The sequence below is a fragment of the Aliamphritea hakodatensis genome, from assembly GCF_024347195.1.
GTDB lineage: Bacteria > Pseudomonadota > Gammaproteobacteria > Pseudomonadales > Balneatricaceae > Amphritea > Amphritea hakodatensis.
Window position 1 is genome coordinate 169,519 of sequence record NZ_AP025281.1, and the last position, 15,626, is coordinate 185,144.

General features: G+C 53.9%; 16 protein-coding genes. 8 read left to right on the forward strand and 8 right to left on the reverse strand.

Going from position 1 to position 15,626, the window contains the following annotated elements; genetic code table 11:
• Window positions 1-51: 51 nt before the first annotated feature.
• Entirely contained in the window at window positions 52-963 is a 912-nt protein-coding gene (locus tag PCI15_RS00735) for a LysR family transcriptional regulator (RefSeq protein WP_271272458.1), read from the forward strand.
• Between the two features lie 13 nt (window positions 964-976).
• Here the strand turns inward: PCI15_RS00735 and PCI15_RS00740 are convergent, their stop codons facing one another.
• From PCI15_RS00740 to PCI15_RS00770, 7 genes are all read right to left on the reverse strand, one after another.
• Entirely contained in the window at window positions 977-1,600 is a 624-nt protein-coding gene (locus PCI15_RS00740; RefSeq protein WP_271272459.1) for a LysE family translocator, read from the reverse strand.
• Window positions 1,601-1,696: 96 nt separating this feature from the next.
• A complete protein-coding gene (locus tag PCI15_RS00745; RefSeq protein WP_271272460.1) occupies window positions 1,697-2,530 on the reverse strand; it encodes an AraC family transcriptional regulator in 834 nt (277 codons plus the stop codon).
• Window positions 2,531-2,549: 19 nt separating this feature from the next.
• Entirely contained in the window at window positions 2,550-3,149 is a 600-nt protein-coding gene (locus PCI15_RS00750; protein ID WP_271272461.1) for a LysE family translocator, read from the reverse strand.
• A 90-nt stretch (window positions 3,150-3,239) separates the two neighbouring features.
• Entirely contained in the window at window positions 3,240-3,890 is a 651-nt protein-coding gene (locus PCI15_RS00755) for a lysophospholipid acyltransferase family protein (protein ID WP_271272462.1), read from the reverse strand.
• 13 nt (window positions 3,891-3,903) lie between these two features.
• Window positions 3,904-4,836 (reverse strand): phosphatidate cytidylyltransferase, encoded by a 933-nt coding sequence (locus PCI15_RS00760; RefSeq protein WP_271272463.1) that lies wholly within the window; start codon window positions 4,834-4,836, stop codon window positions 3,904-3,906.
• Between the two features lie 3 nt (window positions 4,837-4,839).
• Window positions 4,840-5,529 (reverse strand): CDP-alcohol phosphatidyltransferase family protein, encoded by a 690-nt coding sequence (locus tag PCI15_RS00765; RefSeq protein ID WP_271272464.1) that lies wholly within the window; start codon window positions 5,527-5,529, stop codon window positions 4,840-4,842.
• Complete coding sequence (locus tag PCI15_RS00770) at window positions 5,522-5,911, reverse strand: hypothetical protein (RefSeq protein WP_271272465.1); 390 nt, start codon at window positions 5,909-5,911, stop codon at window positions 5,522-5,524. Before PCI15_RS00770 ends, PCI15_RS00765 begins: the two co-directional genes overlap by 8 nt.
• A 678-nt stretch (window positions 5,912-6,589) precedes the next feature.
• Here PCI15_RS00770 and PCI15_RS00775 point away from each other — a divergent pair.
• From PCI15_RS00775 to PCI15_RS00795, 5 genes are all read left to right on the forward strand, one after another.
• Window positions 6,590-7,567: a TAXI family TRAP transporter solute-binding subunit gene (locus tag PCI15_RS00775; protein ID WP_271272466.1), complete on the forward strand. Its 978-nt coding sequence runs from the start codon at window positions 6,590-6,592 to the stop codon at window positions 7,565-7,567.
• Between the two features lie 153 nt (window positions 7,568-7,720).
• Window positions 7,721-10,303 (forward strand): TRAP transporter permease, encoded by a 2,583-nt coding sequence (locus PCI15_RS00780; protein ID WP_271272467.1) that lies wholly within the window; start codon window positions 7,721-7,723, stop codon window positions 10,301-10,303.
• Window positions 10,304-10,309: 6 nt separating this feature from the next.
• The gene (locus tag PCI15_RS00785; protein WP_271272468.1) at window positions 10,310-10,735 is read left to right on the forward strand and encodes a universal stress protein; all 426 of its coding nucleotides are present in this window, start codon (window positions 10,310-10,312) and stop codon (window positions 10,733-10,735) included.
• A 189-nt stretch (window positions 10,736-10,924) separates the two neighbouring features.
• Window positions 10,925-11,413, forward strand: a complete 489-nt coding sequence (locus tag PCI15_RS00790; protein ID WP_271272469.1) for a ferritin family protein — start codon at window positions 10,925-10,927, stop codon at window positions 11,411-11,413.
• Window positions 11,410-12,612, forward strand: coding sequence for a putative manganese transporter (locus PCI15_RS00795; protein ID WP_271272470.1), 1,203 nt, complete (start codon window positions 11,410-11,412; stop codon window positions 12,610-12,612). Before PCI15_RS00790 ends, PCI15_RS00795 begins: the two co-directional genes overlap by 4 nt.
• 10 nt (window positions 12,613-12,622) lie before the next feature.
• On the opposite strand, the gene PCI15_RS00800 is transcribed toward PCI15_RS00795, so the two are convergent.
• On the reverse strand, window positions 12,623-13,519 hold the full coding sequence (locus tag PCI15_RS00800) for a MurR/RpiR family transcriptional regulator (protein WP_271272471.1): 897 nt from the start codon (window positions 13,517-13,519) through the stop codon (window positions 12,623-12,625).
• A 430-nt stretch (window positions 13,520-13,949) separates the two neighbouring features.
• Here PCI15_RS00800 and PCI15_RS00805 point away from each other — a divergent pair, with 430 nt between their 5' ends.
• Window positions 13,950-14,801, forward strand: a complete 852-nt coding sequence (locus PCI15_RS00805) for a 3-hydroxybutyryl-CoA dehydrogenase (RefSeq protein ID WP_271272472.1) — start codon at window positions 13,950-13,952, stop codon at window positions 14,799-14,801.
• A complete protein-coding gene (locus PCI15_RS00810; protein WP_271272473.1) occupies window positions 14,794-15,621 on the forward strand; it encodes an enoyl-CoA hydratase-related protein in 828 nt (275 codons plus the stop codon). Before PCI15_RS00805 ends, PCI15_RS00810 begins: the two co-directional genes overlap by 8 nt.
• The last annotated feature ends 5 nt before the right edge of the window (window positions 15,622-15,626 follow it).

Sequence of the window (15,626 nt, forward strand, 5' to 3'; positions counted from 1 at the left end):
GTATTTATAAAATTTATAATACTAGGCATTTCTGCGTGTGAGAGCGGTTAAATGATTGAATTTGCGAGAAAGCTGGACTGGAACCTGCTGCATACCTTTATGGTTGTGGTACATCAAAAAAGTATTACCCGGGCGGCAGATGAGCTATCCCGCAGCCAGCCGGCGGTGAGTCTGGCGATAAAGCGTCTGGAAGACACTGTGGGGTCGGCGTTGCTGATCCGGGAGTCCGCAGGGCTGCGGCCAACTGCTGCCGGTGAAATGCTGTTCAATGAGGCTTGCAGTATCTATGCATCCATTTCACGTCTGCCAGTCATGCTTGAAGATCTGCCACAGCCGGTGACCGGCAAAATCAAAATCACCACCATTGATAATGTGGTGTCTGCAAAGCTGGATCAGAAGCTGGTGGAATTTTTCCGCCGTTATCCTCAGGTGGATCTGGAGATGAATGTGACCACCACTGCTGACATTCTGCACAGTGTTGAGGTGGGCAACTGTACTATTGGCATTTATGACGGAGTGATTCCCCGGCAGATGGTGGCTGCAGAGTTGTGCCGCGAAGTGTTTGCTCTGTTTTGTGGCACAGGGCATCCGCTGTTTGGCCGGGAAGGGCTGGCGCTGGGGGATTTACGGGGCGAGCCTTTCATTGGTTTTACTGCGGATGTACTGGGCGGCGAACATATGACTGAAGTGACTGCGTTAAGGGCGAAGGCATCGATAGGTCAGAATGTCCGGGGTACTTCCAGTAATGTTAAGGAAGTACTACGGATGATTGAGTGCGGTGTCGGCATTGGTTTTCTGCCGTTGCACATTGCCAGAGAGGCGGAGCAAACGGGCAGGATCTGGCGTTTACCGCCCTACGAAGAGTTGCCTGAATCGGCGGTGTACTACGTGTACAACCCGGGAACCAGTTTTTCTGCAGTAGAACGTCTGTTTATCGATCACCTTGAGGCCACTGCCCTGTAAACTGTTTTCCTGGTCAGGCCCGCAACACCATCAGCCCCGCAGCTGAGAGCATCATAACCGCGGCGCTGCGGAAAATGATCTGCTGTGCATGCAGCTGCGAAAGTAAGCGGCGAATCCGGACCGCGCCGGCAATATAAATGCCGCCCACCGCAAGCAGTACCAGTACGGTTACCGGCATCAGTATCAGCCCCCAGCTGTGCAGGGTGATGGCGTCCAGCGGGATCACCAGCGGCAGCAGCGCCAGATAAAACGCAATGTTTTTCGGGTTGCCCAGGGTGATGGTCAGCCCTGACAGGCTGGCAGAAATCAGGTCTTTACGGCGGATGGTCAGCTCCGTATCCAGTGGCTGATGTTCCGCAAACCAGAACTGCCAGGCCAGATAGCTCAGGTACAGGGCAGCCCCCCAGCGGACGATAACAAACAGGGTGTTCAGGTGTTCGGCAATCAGCGCCAGCCCGAATACCGCAAATGACAGATAAATCAGGTCACCCAGAATTAATCCCAGCAGAAAGCTGAAACCGGTAATGGCGCCGCCACTGATACTGCGGGCAATCAGCGCGGTTATCCCCGGCCCCGGGATGATGGCGGCAATGGCCAGTGCGGTGGCATAGGCAAGAATCTGGGTTGGATCAAACATGGTCATTCCCTGTGTTTTTAGCGGTCAAAAGCCCGGTGACGTTCCCCGCCGGGTCAACATTCTGATAAGAGCTCAGATAAGAGTTCTGATAAGAGTTCAGATAAAAAACGACTGATAAAGCCTGGGGGTAATTGCCAGACGTTTCTTAAAGTTGCGCTGAAAATGTGCCTGATCCGCAAACCCCAGCTGGCTGGCAGTATTGCTGAGGCTTTCGCCTTCACGCAGTAAACGTTTGGCGGTTTTAATGCGCTGATCCAGCTGCCAGGCATGGGGGGACTGGCCATAAACCTGCTTGAAACTGCGGATCAGGTGGTAGCGGCTCAGCCCGGTTTCGCTGGCGAAACTGTCCAGTGACAGATTGGTATCCAGCTGATCCAGAATCATTTCCCGTACCTGACGGACGCCGGCGGTATCGGTTTTTATCACCTCTTTATTCAGCGGTGCTACCGTTGCATACCGCAGGGCGAGATAGTCCATCAGCAGGCTTTCAGCAATGCCGCTATCCGGTTGTTGCAGAGCACTGAAAAGGGCGCTGAACGCCCGGTAGCTGTGCCGGCAGGTATCCAGCGGGCCGGGAAAAGACAGGTAGTCCTGCCCCTGACACTGAAATATTTCGGCTTGCAGCTCGCCAATCAGCTGGCTGTCAATGAACAGCATCCGGTACGACCATTCGCCGTTATCCGGGTTGCAGGAATGGGCATCGCCGGGATTCATCATCACGGTTGCTGTTGTAGCGATCTGGTGGTTATGCCGGCGGTTCTGGTAACGGGCGCTGCCGGCATCAATGACGCCGAATGATACTTCATCGTGGGAATGAGTGCCGTAGCAGGCGCTGGAGTGATCCGCCAGCCGTAACTCTGCTTGCGGCAGTGACGGGCTGCGGGCAAAGAAACAGTGGTTGCGTATTTCCGGTGTGTTGCTGGCTGTCATCGTCAGCGCCTCTGGCGGATTAAACATTCGTGATGGTCAGAATACTGGCGACTAACAGCGCTGCCATGATCCGGTTAAACATAACCTGACGTGCCGGACTGGACAAGTAACCGCTGATCAGCTGACCCAGCAGCGCCCAGCTGCCGACACCGATCAGGCACATGGCAAAGGATACGGCACAGAAAATCAGTAAGAAGAGTTCAGCCGGTTGCTGGCTGCTGACAAACAGACTGACACCGGAGACCGAAACCAGCCAGGCTTTGGGGTTCAGTATCTGGCAGAGTGCACCCTCAATGATACGGGGCGGTTCTGAACGGTTATCCTCCTGCAGGCTTTCCGGACGGGCAGAGGCGATTTTCCAGGCCATCCATAACAGGAACGCGCTCCCTGCGTACTGCAGAACCGAGGTGAATTGAGGGAACTCAACCAGTAAACGGTTCAGACCGGCCCCCACCAGAAAAACGATCAGGGTATAGCTCAGGGTGGCGCCCAGCACGTGAGGCAGGGCGCCACGAAACCCATAGTTTGCACCGGCTCCGGTGGCAACAATGTTTACCGGCCCCGGTGAAATGGCGCCGACGAGGGCAAATGCCAGCATAGATAATACGACTGTCAGCATGGAATGCTCCGCAGGTGATGATGCTGACAGCTTAACCAGCGCTGAGACTGTTGTATTGAACGAAATTGCGGGTCTCAGTCCCCTGGTTTTTTATAACTGATTTTGTGTAATGCAATATTCGGATAACTGTTCGAACGCTGCGGCGATGGCCGCGACAAAGGCCGGGGACTTTTCAGTCATCGGAATTTCTTCGCCAATGATTACATCACAGTTAAAAGGGACAAAGAGCGCTTCATTACGGGGCAGGGCCCGGCCCAGACCGTGCAGCATCACGGGGATCACTTTGGTATCAGGGCGTTCTTTTAAGACATAAAAAACCCCTTTTTTAATTTTGCTCATCTGTTCTGGCTGGCCTCTGCTGCCTTCCGGAAACAGAATCAGAATCTGATCGTTATCCAGAGCCTCATGACAGCCTTTAAACAGACTGTCCCGGTCGGCACTGCCGCTGCGATCCATCGGAATAATGCCGATGCATGTCAGCGCCAGCCAGGCCAGAAAGCCACCCTTTTGGAGAAAATAGTCCGCGGCGGCTACCGGGCGGATACGGTGTATCTGTGACAACGGATACAGACTCATCAGTACCAGGGTGTCCAGATGGCTGTTGTGATTGGCCACCAGAATTGCCGGGCCTTTATCCGGTAAGTTAGGCCTGCCTCTGACGTTCAGACCCAGCAGGATCAGAACAACAGGTTTTACCAGCAGTGCAAAAAAAAGAATTTTAATGATCCTGTTGATAAGCATGTTGGCGCCTCGCTCAGTAATGGCTGTAGTAGAGGAAGTGGAAGAACAGTGGTGCGGTGTAAATCAGACTGTCCATACGGTCGAGAATGCCACCGTGGCCGGGAATCAGGTTGCCGCAGTCTTTTATTTCAAGATCCCGCTTCACGGAAGAGATCACCACGTCACCAATAAAACCACTGGCACTGATGAGTGCGCCGGCAATCATGCCTTCGCCGATACTCAGCGGGGTGAGTAAAGGGGCCAGCAAAGCACTGCACAGGGTGACGGTCAGCAGACCGCCGATAAAGCCTTCCCAGGTTTTATTGGGGCTGACTTTAGGGATGATTTTTCGTTTGCCCAGCAGTTTGCCCCAGAAGTACTGACAGACATCGTTGAACTGGGTCATAAACAACAGAAACAGGACCGGGCCGATAAAGCCAGCCGCAGGATTTTGCACCGGTAAGACCAGCAGATAAGCAATGTGGCTAATGCAGAATACGGTCAGCATGGTGGCCCAGTGCAGGATGCCTGCGGAGTGAATAAAGCCTTTCACTTCGCCGAGCAGCACCATCCGCATGGGCAGCAGCAGGAAGATATAAACCGGTATGAAGATAATAAACATGCCGTACCAGCCCATGGATACCCAGTAATACTGCAGAGGTATCGAGAGGTAGGCCCAGAATATGACCCGGCGGTCACAATGTCTGGTGGGCACGATAGAGAGAAATTCTTTTAAGGCCAGAAAGCTTAAAAACCCAAAAAAGATGATGGCAATATTCTGGCCGAGAATCAGCACTGAGAAGATGATTGCAATCATCCACCACCAGGACAGGGTCCGCTGGCGCAGCTCGGTGTAATCCGTATTCGGCCGGCGCCACTGCAGTGCAACCAGAATGCCGCTGGCGATGACCAGTAAACCGAGTACAGCCAGCATGGCATAACTGGCCTGTGAGGGGATATTAAACATGGCTTAACCTTCCGTGGATTGCTGTGTTTCAAGAAACAGATAGGCCTGACGGCCACGACGATAGATCGTCAGCGCGGCCCCGGGGATGATGATCACCAGACAGGTCAGCAGGATGTAGCCCTGCGGCCAGAACTGAGATTCAAACAGGGTCAGCAGGCAGGCCGCGGTCATCAGGGCCATACGGTGTTGTTTTGCCATCGGCCCCCGGAAATCGGCCGGCGCGCCGATACTGACTGACAGTGTCCGGATATAGGCGGTCATGACGGCCAGCAAACCTGCGCACCAGCCGGCGGTAATGGCCCAGTCAGTGGTGCCGGCAGCAGCATAGCCGGCGGCGACCAGAATCAGTGGGTCAGCAATGCGGTCCGGAACATCATTGAACAGTTCTCCGGCGGGGGTACTTTTGCCGCCTTCTACCGCAACCATGCCGTCAAAGAGGTTGCACAAAAGACGGCACTGAATAAAGAATGCCGCCAGTAAGGGCAGCAGCCAGTCGCCGGGTTGGCTGGTTAATGGCAGCAATATAAGACACAGGGCGGCCAGTGCAGCGAAAAAGATACTCGTGACCGAAATCTGATTCGGTGTGATCTGTTTGTTGGTGAGCCATACAGCCGCCGTTCTTGCCAGCCCCGCCTGACGGACTTTCAGTGGCCGTCTGCCGGAATCATCCTGCTGTTGTCGGGTATCAGTCATCTTTAGTTCCTGCTTGTAATTTTAATGCGGTGAACAGACAAAAAAGGAATGCCACTGCCAGCGCCGGGAATACGGTACGGAGAATGTCCGGCGTTGCCATCAGATAGTGAATGCTGACCAGTGCTGTGCCGGTGACACTGACGGTGACCAGAGGTGGAATGAACAGTTGGCTGAAAGGTCTGTGCTGGCGTCGGAAAATCCAGTTAACCATATGTACCATCAGCAGGGTGATAATGAAGCTGGCACTGCCCTGTACCAGAGCGGCTTTCAGGCCGCTGGCGGAGTCCTGCCGGGCATTAATATACCAGGCCCAGCTCCCCCAGAGAATGAAGGCGCTACTGGCTGCCAGCAGGCGGTAAGCTGATTGGGTTGCAGATAACATAGAACATCCGTTTTTCTAGTCAGATTATTTTTATTGATCTGGCTGCTGTCTGCAAGGTTTTCTCTTCATATGACGCAAAGTGACGCCTTTCTGACTCAAATCAACGCCAGCGATAACAGGGTGCGCATCTGTTGCCCGCCGGCCGGGCGGAGTAAATTGGGGATTCATTCCAGGCGCACAGACTGGAGAGTTTCCTGTATGCGTATTCTTGCCTGTCAGGTTGAGATTCCGGCGACTGAGAGCCGTGAGCAGCAACTCGCGAATTGTTATCCCGGATTCACAGTAAGGCGGTGTTAATTACTCATACTGGGTATATATCTGACGGTTTTTTTAGGCTGTCTGTTTGCCTTTTTTGCAGCCAGAAGACCGTTTTACGACCTTCCGGAGAAACCTCCGGCTGCCTTGCATAACTTCCTATTATATTAATTTATCGTTATTAATCATGTGGTTAGTTTTTATATATTGTAACTGGCTAATAAATAATACAAACATCCTGTAAGGGTTGTTTAATTGACTCATATGTATCATTCGTGATGTACTCTTCCTGATATGAACTATGGTTTGTATTGGCGATACGTTTGTACTCCTGTTTGGGGAACTGGCTCGGGCAGTACCGGTGTGACGTATGGCAACAGCATTTAAAGAAAAAAAATAACGTATATATGTGGGTGCTACACAATGATTAAATCAACTAAGGCGGCAACGCTGGCGTTTACTCTGGCTCTTGGTTTATCTGCGCCGGTCGCAACTCAGGCGGCTGATCAGCAATTCATTACTATCGGTACCGGCGGTGTGACCGGTGTTTACTATCCGACAGGCGGTGCGATCTGCCGTTTGGTGAACAAAGGCCGTAAAGATCACGGCGTACGCTGCTCAACCGAAAGTACCGGTGGCTCTGTTTACAACCTGAATACAATCCGTGCCGGTGAGCTGGACATGGGTGTTGCCCAGTCTGACTGGCAGTTCCACGCATACAACGGTACCAGCAAATTTGCTGATGCCGGTGCCAACAAAGATCTGCGTGCGGTGTTTTCCGTACATCCGGAACCGTTCACAGTTGTGGCACGGGCGGACAGCGGTATCACCAATTTTGAAGATATTAAAGGCAAGCGGGTGAACATAGGTAACCCGGGTTCCGGTCAGCGTGGCACCATGGAAGTCCTGATGGAAACCATGGGCTGGACCAATGCTGACTTTGCTCTGGCATCTGAGCTGAAAGCTTCTGAGCAGGCCAGTGCGCTGTGTGATAACAAAATCGACGTGATGATCTACACCGTGGGACACCCAAGTGGTGCAATCAAAGAAGCCACCACGTCCTGCGACAGTAAACTGGTCAATGTGACCGGTTCCGCAGTCGACAAGCTGGTATCTGATAACAGCTACTACCGTACCGCGACTATTCCGGCCGGTATGTACCGCGGTAACGATGGCGACACCACTACGTTCGGTGTGGGTGCAACCTTCGTTTCTTCTACGTCAGTACCGGAAGAAGTGGTGTATGCGGTGGTTAAAGCGGTATTCGAAAACTTCGATACTTTCCGTAAGTTACACCCGGCATTCGCTAACCTGAAGAAAGAAGAAATGATCAGCGATGGTCTGTCGGCGCCGCTGCACCCGGGTGCTGCTAAGTACTACAAAGAAGCAGGTCTGATGTAAGCAGTTATTGCACATCGTGCCTGACGGGGTTTTTGGGAACCGGTAGCATTTTACCTGGCGACCGGGCCCCGTTTTTTTGTTGGACTGCTGCGTACCGCTGCTCTATTCAGACATCCGTATGCAGCCTCCCTTAGCGTAAGTGGGGAAAATACTGTGACTGATAACAATCATCACTCTGCGGATGCTGCTCCGCAGACATCTGCTGAAGACATCGTTGCACAGACGGATTCCGGTGCACGGGCACCGGCGGGTGCAGCCAAAACCTTACTCTGGTCAGTGGCGTTACTGTGGGCTTTATTTCAGCTCTGGTACGCCTCGCCGCTGCCTTTTGTTTTTAATTTCGGCGTTATTAATGATACCCAGGCGCGGGCGATTCACCTGAGCTTTGCGATCTTTCTGGCCTTTACCGCGTATCCGGCGCTGAGCCGCTCTCCACGGGACTATATCCCGTTGCAGGACTGGGGCTTTGCGCTGCTCGGTGCATTCAGTGCCTCTTATCTGGTGATCTTTCATGCGGAGCTGGCTAACCGCGCCGGCGCCCCGATCACCGCAGATCTGATTTTTGCCGTGGCCGGCATGTTGCTGCTGCTGGAGGCGACCCGCCGGGCGCTGGGACCACCGCTGATGGTGGTGGCCGCTGTATTCCTGATTTATACCTTTGGCGGCCCGTATATGCCGGACGTGATTGCCCACAAAGGTGCCAGCCTGAATAAGACCATGTCCCACCAGTGGCTGACCACTGAAGGGGTGTTCGGGGTAGCGCTGGGGGTTTCAACCAGTTTCGTATTCCTGTTCGTGCTGTTCGGCGCGCTGCTGGAAAAAGCCGGGGCCGGTAACTATTTCACCAAGGTGTCGTTTTCATTGCTGGGCCACATGCGTGGCGGCCCGGCAAAAGCGGCGGTGGTATCCTCTGGCCTGAGCGGGCTGATTTCCGGCTCATCTATCGCCAATGTGGTAACCACCGGTACCTTTACCATTCCGCTGATGAAGCGGGTGGGCTTTCCCGGCAGTAAAGCCGGTGCTGTGGAGGTGGCTGCTTCCACCAACGGTCAGTTAACACCGCCAATCATGGGGGCCGCGGCTTTCCTGATGGTGGAGTATGTGGGTATCCCGTATATCGATGTTATCCGTCATGCGATTTTACCGGCGCTGATTTCCTACATTGCGCTGATTTACATCGTGCATCTGGAAGCGATGAAGGCCGGTATGCAGGGCTTACCGCGCCGCTATAACCCGACGCTGGCACAGGCGTTGCTGAGCTGGGCGGGGATTATCCTGGGTGTCTGTGTGCTGTCGATGGCCGTGTACTACGGGGTTGGTTGGACCAAGGATGTGATGGGGGCCTGGGCCAGCCCGATACTGGGTATCGGTATTCTGGCGGTCTATCTGGGCCTGCTGAAGTTCTGTTCCGGCTATCCGGAGCTGGAAATGGATGACCCGGATTCACCGGTGGTTGAACTGCCTGAACCCGGCCCGACCGTGAAGTCCGGGCTGTACTTCCTGCTGCCTGTTGTCGTGCTGGTGTGGTGTTTAACCGTAGAGCGTTTATCACCGGGGCTGTCGGCCTTCTGGGCGACGGTCTTTATGGTGTTTATTGTCGTGACCCATAAACCCATCAAGGCCTTTTACCGGGGTGAAACCGCGCTGGGGCAACGGGTTAAACAGGGGGTTGATGACCTGCTGGAAGGTCTGGTTACCGGTTCCCGCAATATGATCGGTATCGGGGTGGCGACGGCTGCGGCAGGTATCGTCGTGGGGACCGTCACCCTGACCGGTATTGGTCTGGTGATGACCGAATTCGTGGAATTCATCTCCGGCGGTAACATCATTCTGATGCTGATTTTCACCGCAGTGATCAGTCTGATTCTGGGGATGGGCCTGCCAACCACGGCGAACTACATTGTGGTATCGACCCTGATGGCACCGGTTATCGTTACCCTGGGGGCCCAGAGTGGCTTAATCGTACCGCTGATTGCTGTTCACCTGTTCGTGTTCTATTTCGGCATACTGGCGGACGATACACCGCCGGTGGGGCTGGCGGCCTTTGCCGCCGCAGCGATTGCCCGCAGTGATCCGATTAAAACCGGTATACAGGGTTTCACCTATGATATCCGGACAGCGATTCTGCCGTTCATGTTTATCTTCAATACCGAGCTGTTGCTGATCGACATTCAGGGGATATTCCATTTGCTGTTGGTGATTATCAGTTCAGTAATTGCCATTCTGGTGTTTTCTGCTGCAACGCAGGGCTTCTGGTTTGTGAGAACCCGCTGGTACGAAACCATCATTCTGTTGCTGGTGGCCTTTACCATGTTCCGGCCCGGCTTCTGGTGGGATGAAATTTATCCGCCGGTGCAAAGCGTTGCCGCGACCGAGATAACCACAGTGGTTGAACAGCTGCCTGCCGATCAGAAACTGCGGATGGCGGTGAGCGGTGAAACCATTGACGGGGATATGGTCAGTAAAATTGTTGAACTGCCAATACCCGCGGCGGAAACCGCCAGTGCCCGGGTTGAGGCTGCCGGCCTGTTCCTGCGGGAAGATGAAGGCAGCATAGTGGTTGATCAGGTGGGCTTTGGCAGTAATGCCGAGGCCGTTGGTATCGACTTCGACTGGCAGATCAACAGCATTGAAGTAGCCGCCGACCGGCCGGCCAAGCAACTGATGTTTATACCTGCCCTGCTGGTGTTATTCGGTTTGGGCTGGTTGCAGATTCGCCGTCGGGAACAGGGATAATTATCTATGTATAAGAAATTACTGGTAGCAGTGGATCTGCAGGATGCCAAAGGAACAGAGGCGACGTTGCTGGCGCTGAATGACTATGTGGCACCGGGTATGGAAGTGGAGCTGGTGGCGGTGCTACCGGGCTTTAAGATGCCGCTGGTGGCGTCGTATTTTCCGGAGGATATGGTGAAGCAGGCGCTGGATACCATGCGGGCCGAGCTGACCCGGCTGGCGGATACACATCTGGTAAAAGAGATGAATGTGTCGGTCTGGGTAACCGCTGGCAAGGTGCCTAAGCGGATCGTTGCCCGGGCCGGTGAAACTGATGCCGATCTGATTCTCATCCGGGCGCTTAAACATGGCCGTATGGAAAAGATGATGATGGGGTCGGTGACCGCCAAGGTGGTTCAGACGGCGGACCGGTCAGTGCTGGTTATTCGCTGAGCATTTTGCCCTTTTACCATCCAAAAAGCCGGTTTTTACCGGCTTTTTTGTTATTCAGGGCCTCTGTAGCAAGTTTTTTGCACATTATTTGGGATTTCATCCGGTTCAGCTGTGGCATCAGTTTCGACTCTTTGATATGTTAATGATAATTATTATCATTATTGTTAAGTGCGCGGTGGTACAGTTTCTATGAATTCCCTTAACCGTATTGAGGCCTATCCTCAGCCGGACTACCGGCAGGATCTTGTGATAGAAGCGCTGCAGAAAGCGGCCCAGAATGAATTGCTGACCTGCAGCCTGTATCGTCAGGTGAAGTCTGCTGAACTGGATGAAACCCGGCTGGGATTCCGGGATCTGGCGTATTCGGCCTACGAAGAAGATCTCAGCCACTTTCAGACCCTTCAGGAATGTATTCGCTTATTGCAGGAGCAGCCGGACAGACATGAACTGCCGAGCTATCAACTGGCCCTGTTACCGCCGGATACTGATACCGGCTGTTGCCTGCTGGGGCAGATCGAGAAAGCGGAAAAAACCTCGATTCATTACCAGCAGGCCATCTGTGCGATGACCATCGGCTACAACTATAAAGTTTTCGATCTTGCCTATGCATTGCTGAATGAAAACATTCAGCACAACCTGTTGGTGCAGGAATACCTTACTGGATCTGTGGCTCAATGAATGCGCTGAGTGCAGCTGCCGGACGGCTCCGGCAATATCCGTTGCAGGTGACAAAAAGTGCGCTGTTTACCATGCTGGCTGTTGGTGTGCTGGGCATTGGCTGGATGCAGGGCGCGGTCAGTAATGAGCTGCTGTGGCTGATTGTCAGCACCCTGAGTGATGCCTATCTGGCGGTCAGTGTGTTCGTTGCGCTGTCACTGCTGCTGATTTATTCCGCCCAGCATTATCTGGGGGCTGATCTGATTAGCTACCTGAACAGTAACCGCAAGCTGCAGGTGCCGATTGCAGCCCTGTTAGGTGTGCTGCCCGGCTGTGGCGGGGCGATTATCGTGGTGACCCAGTTTGTGCATGGCCGGGTCGGCTTTGCTGCGCTGGTCACGGTACTGATATCCACTATGGGAGATGCCAGTTTTCTGTTACTGGCCCGTGAACCGCAGACTGCATTGCTGGTGCTGGTGGTGTCACTCACGGCGGGCGTGCTGTTCGGTTACCTCATTCAGATTGTACACGGCGAGGATTTTCTGCGGCCTGAATCCTCCCGGGATGAACGTCAGGTGACGGTATCCTGCAGCCTTAATCAGGGGGTTGTGCCGGTGTCATTATCCTGGGTATGGCGGCTGTTACTGTTACCCGGGCTGGTACTGGGGGGGCTGGCGGCGTTTCAGGTTGAACCGGACAGCTTGTTTGGCCAGTGGAGTGGATACCATCCGGCGACCTGGCTGGGATTCTGTGGCGCAATGGTGAGCTTACTGGTGTGGTTCAGTCAGCCGGCGAACTACAGCTGGGCTGTTGCCCATGCGGATGTGGAACATAACCCGCACCGGCTGGTTGACATGGTTGCCAGTGAAACCAGTTTTGTGACGGCATGGGTCATTGCCGGATTTCTAAGCTTTGAATTGCTGGTGTATTTCACCGGTTTTGATCTGCAGAGTTTATTCAGCAGTCTGGGATATCTGACGATTCTGCTGGCAGTGGTTGTAGGGTTTATCCCGGGCTGTGGTCCGCAGATTATTATGACGACCCTGTATCTGCAGGGCATTGTGCCCTTGTCTGCGCAGCTGGCAAACGCCATAGGTAACGACGGTGATGCGCTGTTTCCGGCCCTGGCGCTGGCACCGAAGGCGTCGCTGTATGCCACGGTTTACAGTGCCGCACCGGCACTGTTAGTGGGCTATATAGCATTCGGGCTTGGCTATTAAACCGGATTCATCAGGTTTCGTGATAGCCGCCCAGATGGCGGATGTTTTCTTCAAAACGGTTGATGTTGCTGACCATTTCTTTACTGCCAATGGACACACACTCTGCCAGTAACGCTTCCATCAGGGCGATGGAAGATGTCAGGGTAGGGAAGAAGTGCGGGGTGTCATTATTCAGGGTAAAGGTGATTTCCGCGCCACTGGCAATCGGTGAACGCAGGCTGTCGGTAATCGCAATGATTTTGGCACCGGCGTTCCGGGCAATGTTGATCGCCTGTACGGTTTCTGTGGTGTAAGGCTCAAAACAGAAAGCCACGACCACGTCATCCTGACGGATTTCCCCCAGTTCACTGAGCAAGGTGCCCTGATAACCGCGGATCAGCTGAATATGCGGGAAAGCAATGCTGCCCACGTACGTGAAGTGATAGGCGCAGGTGAAGGTATCCCGGAACCCCAGAGCGAATACTTTACGGGCATTAATGACCAGCGGTGCTGCCTGTTGCAATTTGTTGCGGGTATCTTCCTGAAAGAGTTGTTCAAGATTGCTGAACGCAGAATCTGCAAACTGAAAGAAAACCTTGTTTTCCGGGTTGTTACTCGCCATATCTTGCAAGTACTGCGCACGATCGCTGAAGTAAGACGCCGGCTGACGGGTGTTAACAGCCTTCTGAAACAGCTGACGGAAGCTGTCATAACGGTCAAACCCCACAGATTTGGCCAGCCGTGTCAGGGTCGAAGGGGTGACGCCTGCCGCTTCCGCACTTTTGCGGATTGATAGCAGGGCAACATTCACTGGTTGTTCCAGAACGTAGTCGGCGGCTTTCTTTAGCTGAGGTGTCAGCTGGGGATATTGTGCTGAGATTTCTTTCAGGGCGCTGTTAGCGTCTGTAATCCTGTTATTTTTATTCATCGCTGTGCTGTGCTCGCAAAAAAAATAATCCGGATGGTTTTATCTGCCGGGCTGTTTCTGCGAACAGCTTCTGTAACTGGCTGATTTTGCAGGGCTTGCTGGAAGCAGGCCGGCCTGCACACCCATCCGTAAAAGGGTTTAAGGATTTTACCTAATAAGCAGAAAATAAAACACCGGTGATACATTTGTTTTATTTATGGTGTGATTGGGTTTGTTCAGTGCCGGTGATGTCGTATAACTGTCAGGCATAATCAGATCAGGTTTGCCGGGCGAGAGGGGCGCCTGATGTGTTCTTGAATATTTGGTTTCGCCGGGAATGTCAGTATACGTAAACACAGTAGAAACCAGATCGCCTACCTTCAGGGGGGATTGCCGCCATGTGGCAGCAATGCCTAAATGTCTATTTCAAAGCAGTAAGGGTAAAAACGCCATGACAATAACAGCGATGGGCGTGGTTGGCGCCGGCCAGATGGGAGCAGGCATTGCTCAGGTAGCAGCAACCGCAGGCCTGCCGGTGGTACTGTGTGACCTGAATGAAACCGCGCTGGAACAGGGCCGGGCAAGCATAAGTAGCAGTCTGTCCCGGATGGTTAAGAAGGAAAAGATCAGCCAGGCAGACGCAGATGCGGCGCTGGCGCTGATCAGTGTTACCACCGATACTGCCGGGCTGGCGGATGTGGATATCGTAGTTGAAGCGGCCAGTGAAGACGAAGCCATCAAGGCAAATATCTTTACTGCGCTGGATGCGGTCTGTAAGCCAGAGGCCATTCTGGCCACCAATACCTCCTCTATTTCCATCACCCGGATCGCGGCGGTCACGCAGCGTCCCGGTCAGGTGATTGGCATGCACTTTATGAATCCGGTGCCGATGATGCAGCTGGTGGAGGTCATCCGCGCCCTGCAAACAGACGATGCCGTATTCAGTAGCGTGCAGGCGCTGGCGGAGACACTGGGCAAAGTGCCGGTGGATGTGAAAGATGCCCCGGGCTTTGTGGCCAACCGGATTTTGCTGCCGATGCTCAACGAAGCCATGTTCTGTTTACATGAAGGTCTGGCGTCGGCGGAAGAAATCGACACTGTGATGCAGCTGGGGATGAGCCATCCGATGGGGCCACTGGCGCTGGCGGATCTGATCGGTCTGGATACCTGCCTGAGCATTATGAATGTTCTCTATGACAGCTTTAAAGATTCCAAATACCGGCCGTGCCCGCTGCTGGTACAGATGGTGGATGCCGGCTATCTGGGCCGTAAAACCGGCCGGGGGTTCTTCAGCTATGAATAGTCAGGTACCGGTTGGATTAGCTGCCGCAGCAGAGGCATCAGCAGGTTGGCAGAATATTCTGCTGCAACCGCAGGCAGAAGGGGTTTACCTGCTGACGGTTAACCGGCCGAAAGTGCTGAACGCGCTGAACGCAGACACGCTGGCAGAACTGGATCAGGCGCTGGATCTGGTGGCGAAAACGCCCGCTATCAGAGTCTTACTGGTGACCGGCAGTGGTGAAAAAGCCTTTGTCGCCGGGGCCGATATCGCCCATATGCGTCAGTTGAGTGCACTGGAAGGGAAGTTTTTTGCGGAACAGGGGATGGCGGTTTTCCGTAAGCTGGAGAATTTGCGGGTGCCGGTGATTGCGCTGGTGAATGGCTATGCACTGGGGGGCGGCTGTGAGCTGGCGATGAGCTGTGATTTCATACTGGCGGCGGAAAATGCCCGTTTTGGTCAGCCTGAAGTTAATCTGGGGGTCACCCCGGGCTTTGGGGGCAGCCAGCGTTTAACCCGTCTGGTGGGCCGGGGCATGGCGATGGAGCTGCTGACTACCGGCCGGATGATGAATGCCGCAGAAGCGTTGCAGCGCGGGCTGGCGAATCATGTTTATCCACAGGCTGAACTGCTGGGTGAGGGCATCAGGCTGGCAGAACAGATTGCCACGAAGAGCCGCAGCGCCGTGCAGCTCACTAAACAATTGGTACAGCGCGGCCAGGATCTGGATCTGGACAATGCCTGTGTGATGGAAAGTGACGTCTTCGGCCTGAGCTTTTCCACCCCGGACCGGGAAGAAGGCATGGCGGCCTTTTTGGAAGGCCGTAAGCCTGAATTCAGTTAATCAGA